The organism is Streptacidiphilus monticola (assembly GCF_042658505.1).
Lineage (GTDB): Bacteria > Actinomycetota > Actinomycetes > Streptomycetales > Streptomycetaceae > Streptacidiphilus > Streptacidiphilus monticola.
Window position 1 is genome coordinate 25,089 of record NZ_JBHSQJ010000070.1, and the last position, 11,725, is coordinate 36,813.

At 73.7% G+C, this 11,725-nt stretch carries 11 protein-coding genes and 1 pseudogene; 7 read left to right on the top strand and 5 right to left on the bottom strand.

Annotated elements, in window-relative coordinates; genetic code table 11:
• Positions 1-48: 48 nt before the first annotated feature.
• Positions 49-1,206, bottom strand: coding sequence for an acyl-CoA dehydrogenase (locus ACFP3V_RS17210; protein WP_380584303.1), 1,158 nt, complete (start codon positions 1,204-1,206; stop codon positions 49-51).
• A gap of 105 nt (positions 1,207-1,311) precedes the next feature.
• On the opposite strand from ACFP3V_RS17210, the gene ACFP3V_RS17215 reads away from it, so the two are divergent.
• The 3 genes from ACFP3V_RS17215 to ACFP3V_RS17225 all read left to right on the top strand — a co-directional run bounded on the left by ACFP3V_RS17215 (position 1,312) and on the right by ACFP3V_RS17225 (position 3,436).
• Positions 1,312-2,013 carry a TetR family transcriptional regulator gene (locus ACFP3V_RS17215; protein ID WP_380584305.1) on the top strand — a complete coding sequence of 234 codons (702 nt, stop codon included), beginning with the start codon at positions 1,312-1,314 and terminating at the stop codon, positions 2,011-2,013.
• A gap of 100 nt (positions 2,014-2,113) precedes the next feature.
• Positions 2,114-3,052, top strand: a complete 939-nt coding sequence (locus tag ACFP3V_RS17220; protein ID WP_380584307.1) for an NADP-dependent oxidoreductase — start codon at positions 2,114-2,116, stop codon at positions 3,050-3,052.
• Positions 3,053-3,073: 21 nt separating this feature from the next.
• The gene (locus ACFP3V_RS17225; RefSeq protein WP_380584309.1) at positions 3,074-3,436 is read left to right on the top strand and encodes a hypothetical protein; all 363 of its coding nucleotides are present in this window, start codon (positions 3,074-3,076) and stop codon (positions 3,434-3,436) included.
• Here the strand turns inward: ACFP3V_RS17225 and ACFP3V_RS17230 are convergent.
• Positions 3,355-4,569, bottom strand: coding sequence for an aminoglycoside phosphotransferase family protein (locus ACFP3V_RS17230; RefSeq protein ID WP_380584311.1), 1,215 nt, complete (start codon positions 4,567-4,569; stop codon positions 3,355-3,357). The genes ACFP3V_RS17225 and ACFP3V_RS17230 overlap by 82 nt on opposite strands.
• A 43-nt stretch (positions 4,570-4,612) precedes the next feature.
• Entirely contained in the window at positions 4,613-5,812 is a 1,200-nt protein-coding gene (locus ACFP3V_RS17235) for a methyltransferase (RefSeq protein WP_380584313.1), read from the bottom strand.
• Between the two features lie 248 nt (positions 5,813-6,060).
• Here ACFP3V_RS17235 and ACFP3V_RS17240 point away from each other — a divergent pair, with 248 nt between their 5' ends.
• Positions 6,061-6,765, top strand: a complete 705-nt coding sequence (locus tag ACFP3V_RS17240; protein ID WP_380584315.1) for a rhomboid-like protein — start codon at positions 6,061-6,063, stop codon at positions 6,763-6,765.
• Between the two features lie 30 nt (positions 6,766-6,795).
• On the opposite strand, the gene ACFP3V_RS17245 is transcribed toward ACFP3V_RS17240, so the two are convergent.
• Entirely contained in the window at positions 6,796-7,278 is a 483-nt protein-coding gene (locus tag ACFP3V_RS17245; protein ID WP_380584317.1) for a DUF6299 family protein, read from the bottom strand.
• A 167-nt stretch (positions 7,279-7,445) separates the two neighbouring features.
• On the opposite strand from ACFP3V_RS17245, the gene ACFP3V_RS17250 reads away from it, so the two are divergent.
• From ACFP3V_RS17250 to ACFP3V_RS17260, 3 genes and pseudogenes are all read left to right on the top strand, one after another.
• Entirely contained in the window at positions 7,446-8,711 is a 1,266-nt protein-coding gene (locus tag ACFP3V_RS17250) for an aspartate aminotransferase type Ic (protein ID WP_380584319.1), read from the top strand.
• Positions 8,712-8,805: 94 nt separating this feature from the next.
• Complete coding sequence (locus tag ACFP3V_RS17255; protein WP_380584320.1) at positions 8,806-9,903, top strand: alpha/beta hydrolase; 1,098 nt, start codon at positions 8,806-8,808, stop codon at positions 9,901-9,903.
• A gap of 79 nt (positions 9,904-9,982) precedes the next feature.
• Positions 9,983-10,750, top strand: a pseudogene (locus ACFP3V_RS17260) (EamA family transporter); the annotation flags it as partial.
• A gap of 11 nt (positions 10,751-10,761) precedes the next feature.
• Here the strand turns inward: ACFP3V_RS17260 and ACFP3V_RS17265 are convergent.
• Positions 10,762-11,725, bottom strand: a 964-nt coding sequence (locus tag ACFP3V_RS17265) for an EamA family transporter (protein WP_380584322.1), incomplete at its 5' end; no start/stop codon positions are given.

The following is an 11,725-nucleotide window of genomic DNA, read 5'->3' on the forward strand; positions in this document are numbered from 1 at the left end:
CCGCGCGGGGCCACCCCCCGCGCGGCACCCGCCGCGGCTCCGGTCCGGTCAGGGCAGGTTGCGGGCCATGACGATGCGCTGGACCTGGTTGGTGCCCTCGTAGATCTGGGTGATCTTGGCATCCCGCATCATCCGCTCCAGCGGGTAGTCGCGGGTGTAGCCGTAGCCGCCGAGCAACTGGACAGCGTCGGTGGTGATCTCCATGGCGGCGTCGGAGGCGAAGCACTTGGCCGCCGCGCCGTAGAAGGTCAGGTCGGCGTCCACGCGCTGGGACTTGGCGGCCGCGGCGTAGGTCAGCTGGCGGGCGGCCTCCAGCTTCATGGCCATGTCGGCCAGCATGAACTGGATGCCCTGGAACTCGGCGATGGCCTTGCCGAACTGCTTGCGCTCCTTGACATAGCCCTTGGCGTAGTCGAGCGCGCCCTGCGCGATACCCAGCGCCTGGGCGGCGATGGTGATGCGGGTGTGGTCCAGGGTCTTCATCGCCGTGGCGAAGCCGGTGCCCTCCTCGCCGATGATGCGGTCGGCGGGGATGCGGACGTTGTCGAAGTAGACCTCGCGGGTCGGCGAGCCCTTGATGCCGAGCTTCTTCTCCGGCGCGCCGAAGGACACGCCCTCGTCGCCCTTCTCCACCACGAAGGCGGAGATGCCCTTGGAGCGCTTCTCGGGGTCGGTCACGGCCATCACCGTGTAGAACTCGGAGACGCCGGCGTTGGTGATCCAGCGCTTCACGCCGTTGAGGACGTAGCTGTCGCCGTCGCGCACCGCGCGGGTCTTCATGCCGGCCGCGTCGGAGCCGGCGTCGGGCTCGGAGAGGCAGTAGGAGAACATGCCCTCGCCGCGGGCGAGGCGGGGCAGGTACTTCTGCTTGAGCTCCTCGCCGCCGGAGAGGATCACCGGCAGCGAGCCCAGCTTGTTGACGGCGGGGATCAGCGAGGAGGACGCGCAGACGCGGGCCACCTCCTCGATCACCAGCACGGTGGCCAGCGCGTCCGCGCCCGCACCCTCGTACTCCTCGGGTACGTGCACGGCGTGCAGGTCGTTGGCGGTCAGCGCGTCCAGGGCCTCCTGCGGGAAGCGGCCCTGCTCGTCCACCTCCGCCGCGAAGGGAGCGATCTTGGCCTCGGCCAGTGCGCGGACCGACTCGCGCAGCAGCTGGTGCTCCTCGGACAGCTGGAACAGGTCGAAATCGGATGTACCCGCCATGTCTCTTGCTCGCTCCCTCGCTCTGGCACTTAGTACCCCTGATTATGCACACTCGGTGCCAAGGACGGACCCCCCGCACGGTGTGCCGGTGCTAACGTCGGCCGCATGACCACGGCAGGAGCCAGCAAGCCCCCGATGCGCGACGCGCTCGTCGCCGCCGCACTCCAGCTCTTCGAGGAGCGCGGCTTCGACCAGACCACCATCGACGACATCGTCGCGCTCGCGGGCGTCGGCCGCCGCTCCTTCTTCCGCTACTTCCCCTCCAAGGAGTCCGTGGTCTTCCCCGACCACGACGGCTGCCTCGCCGAGATGACCGCCTTCCTCGCCGACCCCGCCGGGGACGCCGAGGACCCGGTCCTGCGCGCCTGCGACGCCGCCAAGCTGGTGCTGCGGCTGTACTCCGCCGATCCCGGCTTCTCGGTCCGCCGCTACCGGCTCACCCGCGCCGTTCCCGCACTGCGCCAGCACGAGCTGTCCGTCGTCTGGCGCTACGAGCGCGCGCTCGCCGACTACCTGCGGATCCGCTTCGCCGCCCGCCCCGACGGCCGGCTGCGCGGCGACGTGATCGCCGCCGCCGTCGTCGCCGGGCACAACCACGCCCTGCGCGGCTGGCTGCGCGCCGACGGCGAGGGCGACGTGCACGCGGCGGTGACCGAGGCGCTCGACTACGTGGCCCGCACCTGGGAGTCCGGCCCCGGCCCGGCGGCCGACGAGCCCGAGGACGACGTCATGGTGCTCGTCGCCCGCCGGGGCACCCCCATGTGGCGGGTCGTCCAGGGCGTGCAGACGGCCCTCGATCACGGCTGACGCGGCCGCCAGGGCCGTCGGGGCTGCGCTTGCGGGGCCGCCGGGGCTGGCGGAGGCTCGGGCGTGGGGACCCACCCACCACCGAGGGAGCAGCGCAGCCATGAAGGGCATCTCCTATCGCAGCTACGGCGGACCCGAAGTCCTCGAGTACGGCGAACTGCCGGACCCGAAGCTGGCACCGGACTGCGTGCTCGTCAAGGTCAAGGCCGCTGCGGTCAACCCGGTGGACTGGAAGTGCCAGGCCGGCTACCTGGACGGCTTCCTCGACGCGATGTTCCCGGTCGTCCCCGGCTGGGACGTCTCCGGCGTCGTGCTCCAACCCGGCGTCTCCGTCAAGGAGTTCAGCGAGGGTGACGAGGTGGTCGGCTACGTCCGCAAGGACGTGCTGGGCCAGGGCACCTTCGCCGAGTACGTCGCGGCGCCCGTGCGCACGTTGGCCCGCAAGCCCACGGCGCTGACCTTCGAGGAGGCCTGCACGCTGCCGCTGGCCGGCCTGACGGCGTATCAGGCGCTCAGCCGCTGGCTCGGCGTGGGCGAGGGCGACGACGTGCTCATCCACGGCGCGGCCGGCGCGGTCGGCGGCTTCGCGGTGCAGCTCGCGCTGCAGTTCGGCGCCCGCCCGATCGGCGCCGCCCGGCCGCGCGATCTGGCCACGGTGCGGGCGCTCGGGGCGGTGCCCGTCGCCTACGAGGAGGACCTGTCCGGCTTCGCCGCGGCCGTCCGCGCGGTCGCCCCGCGCGGCGTCACCGCCGCCCTGGACACCCTGGGCGGCCCCTTCCTCGCGGCGACCGCCGAACTGTTGGCGCCCGGCGGCTCGCTGGCGTCCATCGCCGACGCCTCGGTGCTGGGCATGGGCGGCCACTACGTCTTCGTCCGCCCGGACGCCGCCGACCTCCAGGCCGTCTCCGACCTGGCCCAGGCCGGCACGCTGACGGCGCGCGTGGCCGAGAGCTATCCCCTCGCCAAGGCCGCCGACGCGCAGCGCCGCGCCATGGCAGGCGGCCTGCGCGGCGGAAAAGTCGTCGTCACCGTGGACTGACCCCGGCTAGCCTCGCAGGGCATGACGGAGCATCAGCACCTCGACCCGCACATCGACCTGGCCTTCGTCCGGCACCTGGACGGGCTGACCTACCGCTTCGTGCGCGAGGCGGACGACGTCGACGGGCGTCCCAGCTACCGCCGGGTGGACCTGGACGTGTGGTGCCGCCACCTCCCGGACGTCGGCTGGTGCACCGTCTTCGTCGACGGCACCCGGAACGGCTGGCCCGTCCACGGCCGCGACCACGGCCCGCTGCCCCCGGCCACGACCTGGCGGAGCTGGAAGCTGGGCAAGTCGTACCTCTACGAGGTGAGGCTGTTCGACGACGGCGGGGCGGACGACACGGCGGCGCGGACGCAGTCGAGCGGGTCGTCCTCGTGGTAGACGCGCTCGCTGGGCTCGACGCCGTCGAGGAACTCCTGGTAGCGCAGCGCGTACTGCAGCGGCCCGAGCCGCCGGGCCAGCGCCAGGGCGCGCTCGGGGTCCGCGCCGGGAGCGTGGCTGCGCCAGGCGTCGACCCAGGCGTCGGCGACGGCTGCCCGCAGCGGCTCGGGTGAGTAGTCCCAGAGCCGGAAGCCGTCGAGCGCCGGGTTGCCCAGGTGGGCGTCGGCGAAGTCGAGCACCACGGGATCGCCGCCATCCGGGGCGCCCCGCAGGTTGCCCGGGTGGAAGTCGCCGTGGACCACGGTCGTCGGCAGCCCGCAGGCCCGCAACTCCGCCCAGCTCTCGGCGAGTTCATGCGCAGCACGGCGCTCGTCGGCGGTCAGGCCCGGCAGCGACCGGACCAGGGTGCGGGCCCGCTCCTGGAGCAGGTGCTCACGCAGGTCGGGCAGCCCGGCGCGCGCGGCACTGCCGGCCAAAGCCGCCTGGGCGGCGACCCAGGAACGCACGGCTCGGACGAGCGGTTCCGCGCTCTCCGGCTGCCACAGGTCCTCGCCGGGCGCGTGCCGGAGCACCGTGCGTCCCGGCGCGGCGGCGACGACGCCCGGGACCAGCCCCGGCGCGACCGAGGCGACCAGGCGGAGTGCGGCGCCTTCCTGCGCCGCGAACGGCGGGACCGCCTTGAGCCAGAAATCGCCCTCGGAGGTGGTCAGCCGGAACAGCCCGGAGAGGTTCCAGCTGCGCTGCTGCCGGACCGTCGCGGGCTCCGCGAGGGCGTCGGCCGCCCAGCGGAGGAGCCCGCGGAGGCCGTCCGGTGTGGCCCATACCATCCGGAGCGGGTGCGGTGCCGGTACCGCGAACGTGGGGGTACCGGTCGACTGCGCGGACCGCGGCGGCCGCAGCGCCTCCGCCTGGTAGTGGACGTGGCCGCCGCGCGGCGCGCCGCCGTCCGCCCCCTCGACCCGCAGCAGGCGCAAGACGTGGACCGGGACGCCCAGTTCGGCCGTCAGCCGGTCGCTGATCTCGCCGACCTCGCACCACCAGGGCTCGGACACGGGAAACGGCCCGAGTCGGCCGAGGGCACGGCCCTCGTGGGTCAGCTGGACGGTGACGGTGCGTACGGCGGCGGAGTCCACCGGCGCAGTATCGGGCCCAGGACAGCGGCCGCGCGAGCGGGTTTCAGCTCCGGCGGACCGCGCGCAGGACGACGAACTTGCGGTCGGCGGCGACGACTTCGCAGTTGCCGAAGAGGCGCTTGAGCTTGACGTGGTAGCCCAGGTGCCGGTTGCCGACCACCCACAGCTCGCCGCCGGGGCGCAGGGCGCGGCGCGCGCCGGTGAACATCCGCCAGGCGGTCGCGTCCGTGGTGGCCTGGTGCGAGTGGAACGGGGGGTTGTTGAGGACCAGGTCCACGGAGGCGTCGGGCACCTCCGCCAGCGCGTCGGCAGCGGCGAAGCGGGCTCGGCCCTGGCGGACGTTCTCGCGGAAGGTCTCCTCCGCGGACGCGACCGCCTGCAGCGACTCGTCCACGAAGAGGAGTTCGGCGTCCGGGTTGGCGAGCGCGGCCGCCGTGCCCACGACGCCGTTGCCACAGCCGAGGTCGACGATCGTGCCGCGCCGGCCGGTGGGCAGGTGCTGGAGCAGGAAGCGGGTGCCGATGTCGAGCCGGTCGGCGCAGAAGACGCCGGCATGGTTCGTCAGCGCCAGCCCCGGGAACGGCTCGTCCGACGCCAGCCGGTAGCGCAGCGGCCACGGGGAGGGGCCCGGGTCGTGCGCGGTGGGGGTGGTCAGGACCAGCCGCGCCTTGCGGACGGCGAGGGTGGTCCGGGTCGGGCCGAGGATGCGCTCGAACAGGGCGAGGGTGGAGGTGTGGATCTCCGTCACCATGCCGGTGCCCAGCACGGCACTGCCCGGGCGCAGGGCCGGGGCGAGCCGGTGCAGCTGGTCCTCCAGCAGGGACAGGCTCTTGGGCACGCGGACCAGCAGCACGTCGATCCGGGGCGGGGGAGCGTCCCGGGTGGACCGCAGGTCCGCGCCCGCCGGGTCCGTGCCGTTGGCCGCGAGGTTGGCACGGGTGGCCTGCTGGGCCAGCCACGAGTCGCTGACCTGGGTCAGCGAGGCTGCCCCGGTACGGGCGAGCGCGGCGGTCAGCGCACCCCAGCGGTCGCCGAGGACGGTGAGGTGACGGCCCGTCAGCTCGACCGGCTCGTCCCCGGCCCCGGTCTCCTTCGGCTCCGCCTGGGCGGTGCGGCCCGCCAGCCCGGCGAGTGCCCGGAGCAGGTACTCGTCGGCGGCGTCCCACGCCCGCAGGGGGTCGTTCGCGGAGGCGGGGTAGCGGGACAGGAGCAGATCGCCCCAAGGGGTGCTGAGCTGGTTCATCGCCCGTCAGCCTAAAGGCAGTGGACGACCCCCGACGACTCTGCCCGGCTGCCCGGCGTGGAGGAGAGGATCCACAGAGCACGATGAACGACTCGGAACGCCGCAGCGCGCGGGCGTGGGCGAAGATCGACGCCCCCCCACGAGCGCGGCGAGGCGGCCGAGGACGAGCAGGCGGGCTGACGCCGCGTCACCCCCGTTCGCGGCAACGCACCGTAGCGCATCCGGCCGGGAGAGGCGAGGCTGGAGGGGTGGGCGAGCGACTGGTGACGGCGGCGCGGTGGTGCTGGGCGTACGTGCGGCGGGCGCCGGGGACCTTCGTCTGGCTCGCCATCCTGCTGCTCACCACCGTGCTGATCCGCAGCGTCTCCCCGGCCACCGCCGACCACATCCTGGAGCGGCGCTCCACCAACATCCACTACCTGGTGGAGTCCCCGGTGCGGGTGCTCATCAGCAGCGCGCTCTACATCGCGGGCGGCGGATGGGTGGGCTACTTCGTCCTCTACAACCTGTTCCACGTCCCCGTGGAGCGGTGGCTGGGCACCGGCCGCTGGCTGACCGTCGCCGTGATCGCGCACGTCGGCGCCACCTACCTGAGCGAGGGCGTGCTGCTGTGGGCTATCGACCACGGTCAGGCCCCGCAGAGCGCCCGCTACACCCTGGACTACGGCGTCAGCTACGCGCTCGCCGGAGTGCAGGCCGTGCTGACGTACCTGCTGGCGCGGCCCTGGCGCTACGTGTACCTCGCCGGGCTGCTGCTCTTCTACGGCTTCGGCGTCGTCAGCGAGCGGGACTTCACCAGCATCGGGCACTTCAGCGCGGTGCTGCTGGGACTGGCCTGCTACCCCGTGGCCCGGGGGCGGTCGCCGGAATGGGATCCGCTCGCCTGGGCCCGCGGCGCCTACCGGCGGCTGCGCGGACGGGCCGTCGGCGGGACGCCCGCCGACGGCGGTTGACGGAGGATCGGCAATCGCGTGGGGCGCGGCTCAGCCCGCGTGCGCCAGTTCGGTCGGCACCGGCACGGTGAGCCAGCCCAGGTTCGCCGGGTCGAGCCGGTACAGGTGGACGACCGGGCGCAGATCGCCGGTCGGGGCGGAGTCGGTGGTCGTCGACCACGGGTGCACCGCGCCGTCGCAGACGGCCGGGCTGCCCGACAGGCCGATGCTCTGGTGGGCGTCCTCGAGCGCGGGGCTGACCTGGACCGGCCTGCCCTCCGCGCTGGAGGGCAGGCACCGGTACTCGCCGGAGTAGGTGACCGGACCTGACGGGGCGTCAGCGGACGAGCCGGTGGACGAACCACCGGAGGGGGAGGTGGACGCGGCGCCCCCGGTCGGGGCGTCCAGGGTGATCCAGTCGCCAGGGACGGACAGGGGCGCCGGAACCGGCGCGGACAGGGCGGCCGCCGGTGCCGCGCCGCAGGTGAGAGCGGCGACGCAGAGGGCGCCGAGCGTGAGAGGGAAGTGACGCATGGCACACATAGCTAGCGGATCGCGGCCCGCCGCGGCCGGATTGCACCCGTCCGGGGGCGTGTCCAGGATGTGGACCGGCGTCGAAACCCATGCACAGCGGACAGGCCCCGGTTGGTAGATTGGCGGCGGTAACACCGCCACCACCCACTGCTCGTTTGGGGACTCCCGTGTCGCTCAGCGCCGCCGCCCAGGACCTCGTCGACCTCGAATCCGCCCGCAAGGAGTACGCCACGCTCCGCGACGCGGGTCTCAAGCTGGACCTGACGCGGGGCAAGCCCTCGCCGGAGCAGCTCGATCTCTCCGCCGCGATCCTCTCCCTGCCCGGGGCGAACGACTACGTCTCCGCCGAGGGGATCGACACCCGCAACTACGGCGGCGTCGAGGGCCTCATCGAGATCCGGGAGATCTTCGGCAAGCTGCTCGGCATCCCGGCCCAGCAACTGCTGGCCGCCGGCAACGCGAGCCTCAACCTGATGCACGACGTGCTGGTGCACGCCCTGCTCACCCCGGTCCCCGGCGCGGAGCGCCGCTGGGTCGACGAGGAGGAGGTCGTCTTCCTCTGCCCCAGCCCCGGCTACGACCGCCACTTCGCGCTCACCGAGCGCTTCGGCATCCGGATGGTCCCGGTCGCGCTCACCGGTGAGGGCCCGGACATGGACGAGGTCGAGCGCCTGGTCGCCTCCGACGCGCGGATCAAGGCCATCTGGTGCGTGCCGAAGTACAGCAACCCGACCGGTGAGACCTACAGCGACGAGGTGGTCCGCCGCCTGGCCGCGATGCCCACCGCCGCCCCCGACTTCCGCATCCTGTGGGACAACGCCTACGCCGTCCACGACCTGACGGACGAGCAGGTTCCGCTGCTCAACGTGCTGGAGGCCTGCGCCGAGGCGGGCAACCCGGACCGGGTCTTCGTCTTCGCCTCCACCTCCAAGATCACCCTGGCCGGCGCCGGCGTCGCCTTCTTCGGCTCCTCCGCCGCCAACGTGGCCTGGCTGAACAAGGTCCTGGTCAAGCAGACCATCGGCCCGGACAAGGTCAACCACCTGCGCCACGTCCGCTTCTTCGGCGATGCCGACGGCGTGCTGGCCCACATGCAGAAGCACCGCGCGCTGCTGGAGCCGCGCTTCGAGGCCGTCTACGAGGTGCTGGAGGCCGAGCTCACCGGCATCGCCACCTGGACCCGGCCCAAGGGCGGCTACTTCGTCAGCCTGGAGGTGCCGGACGGCTGCGCCGCCGAGGTGGTGCGCCTGGCCAAGGAGGCCGGCATCGCGCTGACCCCGGCCGGCTCCGCCTTCCCCTACGGGAAGGACCCGCGCGACCACCAGATCCGGCTGGCCCCGAGCTTCCCGAGCGTGGACGAGGTCCGCGAGGCCATGCGCGCCGTCGCCGTCTGCGTCAAGCTCGCCGTCGCGGAGCAGGCCGCCGCGAAGTGAACGGTGCGGGGTGCCGGTGACAGGTAAGAGAACACTGGGGGGAGCCTTGCCTCTCCCAGCAAGTACTCAGGAATCGCGCGGATAACATCCGCGCGTGAGTCTGACCGGCACCCCGTTCTTCCTGCTGACCGTCGCCTTCCTGATCGCGGCCACCGTCGCGCTGCTGCTGCTGTGGAACCGCGTCCCGGGCCCCGGTGCGCTCCGCTGGGGCGGGCGGACGGGACTGGCCCTGCTGAGCCAGTTCGCCGCGGTCGTCATGGTGCTGGTGTACGTCAACAACAGCATGGGCCCGTTCTACGAGTCCTGGGCCGACCTCTTCGGCGACAGCGGGCAGGCCCAACTCAGCGATCCCACCGGGGGGAAGCCGCAGCCCGGCTCCGCCGACCAGACCGCCGTGCACCACGGCACCCTGCGCTTCCGTCCCTTCCACGGCGGGGCGGTCCAGGCCGAGGCGGTCGGCCCCGCGTCCCAGGTCCGCGGCAGCCTCTACGTGTGGCTCCCCCCGCAGTACCAGGACCCCGCCTACGCGAACACCGACTTCCCCGTGGTGGAACTGCTGTCCGGCTTCCCGGGCAGCCCGCAGACCTGGTTCGGCAGCATGGCGGTCGGCAAGGAGATGACCGCCCTGATGGCCCAGGGCAAGGTGCAGCCGATGATCCTGGTCGCGCCCACCCTGAACGTCCTCGGCAACACCGTCGACGCCGGCTGCGCCGACATCCCCGGTGTCGCCCGCACCGCCACCTGGCTGGCCCGGGACGTGCCGGCCCTCGTCGCCGCCAACTTCCGTACGCAGCGCGGCGCGAGGCACTGGGGTGTGATGGGCTACTCCGCCGGCGCCTACTGCGCCGTCAACCTCGCCGTGCACTACCCGGGCGTCTTCCACGCCGCGGTCAGCCTCTCCGGCTACAACGCCCCGAGCGCCGGACTGGTGACCCGCAACCCGGCGCTGGCCCGCGCCAACAACCCGTACCTGGTGCTGCGTTCGGCCCGGAAGCAGCCGGACGTGGTCCTGCTGATGGCGGGCAGCCTCCAGGACGGAGACACCGTGGCCGCCGCCAAGGCTCTGCTCGGCGTCCTGCGGCACCCCGGCGCCAGCAGGCTGCTGACGGTCGCTCAGGGCGGCCACCTCGTCAGCGTCTGGCACAACTGGCTGCCGGTCGCGCTGCCTTGGCTGTCCGCGCAGGTCAGGTGATCTACCGCGCAGGCCGGAGTGGTGTCATCCTCTTCGCGTGGAACACGGTGAGCGCAGTGCGGGACACCGGCGCGGACTCGTGCTCGCGGCCGTCGCCGCGGCCCTGTGGGGGTTCGGCGGCATCGCCGCCCAACAGCTGTTCACCCATCACTCCGTGACGCCCGACTGGCTGGTCAGCGTCCGGATGAGCGGGGCCGGGCTGCTGCTCCTGGCCGTGCTGCGCCCGGCCTGGCCGGGCCGCCACTGGCCCCGACTGCTGGCCGTGGCGCTGCCCGGCATGGCCGCGACGCAGTACACCTGGTTCGCCGCCATCCAGCACAGCAACGCCGCCACGGCCACCTTCCTGCAGTACACCGGCCTGGCCATGACCGCCGGCTGGCAGCTGCTGCGTCGTCAGATCCGCCCGACGGCCGTGCGGTTGACGGCCATCGCGCTCGCCGCGACCGGTGCCGGGCTGCTGGTCCTCGGCGCGGGCGGGTTCTCCGCGCTGCGGCTCGACCCGCTGGGGACGGTGCTCGCGCTGCTGTCGGCGGTCAGCTACTCCTACTGCATGATCGCCTCGGTGCGGCTGGTCCGGGAACTGGGCGCGGGCGCGCTCACCGCCTGGGGCCTGACGGTCTGCGGGCTGGCGATGCTGCCCCTCACCCGCCCCTGGCAGGCCCACCCGACGGGCTCCGGCGGCGCGGTGCTGGCGCTGACGCTTTTCGTCACGGTCGGCGCGACGGCCGTCGCCTGCACGCTCTCCCTCGCGGCGCTGAACCGGATCTCGCCGACGGAGTCGGCGGTCACCAGCACGCTGGAGCCCGCAGTCTCCGGGGCGGTGGCGGCGCTCTACCTGGGGGTGACCCTGATGCCCCTTCAGTACCTGGGCGCGGCACTGACGTTGGCGGCCGTCGTGCTGCTGGCGCTGTCCGAGCGGGACCGCGACCGCGGCCGTGGGCGCGAGCGCGGACGGCCCCTCGACCGGGAGCCGCTGCGCGGCAGCCCGGCCGCGACGCCCGCGCCGTCGAGCGCGGTGCCGAGGAACTGAGCGGGGCCGAGCACGCCCAGGTGGAGCAGCGGCGCGGTGACCGCCGCGGCCACCGGGATCAGCCCTGAGAACAGCCCGGCCCGCTCCGGACCGAGCCGGTCCACGGCGGTGTACCACCACCAGAACGCCAGCACCGTGACGGGGAGCGCCAGCCAGGCGAGGGCCCCCGCCTCGGCGGCGGAGGGCAACCGCAGCGCGCCCGGTCCGTCGAGCAGCAGGCCGGCGGCGAGCGCCTCCACGCACCCGGCGGCGCAGGCCGCGGCAGCCAGCAGCACCGGTCCGAGCGCGGCGATGAGGGGGACGGCCACCAGCGAGAACAGCACCTCGCCGACGAGCGCCAGTCCGGACCAGCCGAGACCGGCCGCGTCGGTCCGCCCGAAGCCCTGCACGACGGCTGCGCCCGCCACCACGAGGACGGCGGACCCGGCGAGCCGCGACGAGGGCCGGCGCCCCTCGCGCAGCGGCACCGTCAGCGCGAGGACCAGCGGCGCGCAGCCGACCAGCACGCCCGGGACGGACGGCTCGGCCGTCCGCTCGGCGGCCAGCACGGCGGCGTTGAAGCCCACCATCCCGGTGGCGGCGAGCAGCGCGAGCCGCCCGTACAGGCGCGGCGGCAGGCGCCGCAGCGGAGCGAGCCCCCGCCTGGACCGTGCGGCGGCGGCCCCGAGGACGACGGCGGCGACGCCGTAGCGCAGCCCCTGCCCCCCGAGCACGGGATAGCGGCCCAGCAGCCCGGAGGCGACGAAGCAGCTCCCGATCAGCCCGGTGGCCAGGCAGGCGAGGACGACCGCG

Bases quoted from the DNA above. Each gene is read 5' to 3' on its own strand.
- ACFP3V_RS17210 (WP_380584303.1), bottom strand. From the start codon at position 1,206: ATGGCGGGTACATCCGATTTCGACCTGTTCCAGCTGTCCGAGGAGCAC.
- ACFP3V_RS17215 (WP_380584305.1), top strand. From the start codon at position 1,312: ATGACCACGGCAGGAGCCAGCAAGCCCCCGATGCGCGACGCGCTCGTC.
- ACFP3V_RS17220 (WP_380584307.1), top strand. From the start codon at position 2,114: ATGAAGGGCATCTCCTATCGCAGCTACGGCGGACCCGAAGTCCTCGAG.
- ACFP3V_RS17225 (WP_380584309.1), top strand. From the start codon at position 3,074: ATGACGGAGCATCAGCACCTCGACCCGCACATCGACCTGGCCTTCGTC.
- ACFP3V_RS17235 (WP_380584313.1), bottom strand. From the start codon at position 5,812: ATGAACCAGCTCAGCACCCCTTGGGGCGATCTGCTCCTGTCCCGCTAC.
- ACFP3V_RS17245 (WP_380584317.1), bottom strand. From the start codon at position 7,278: ATGCGTCACTTCCCTCTCACGCTCGGCGCCCTCTGCGTCGCCGCTCTC.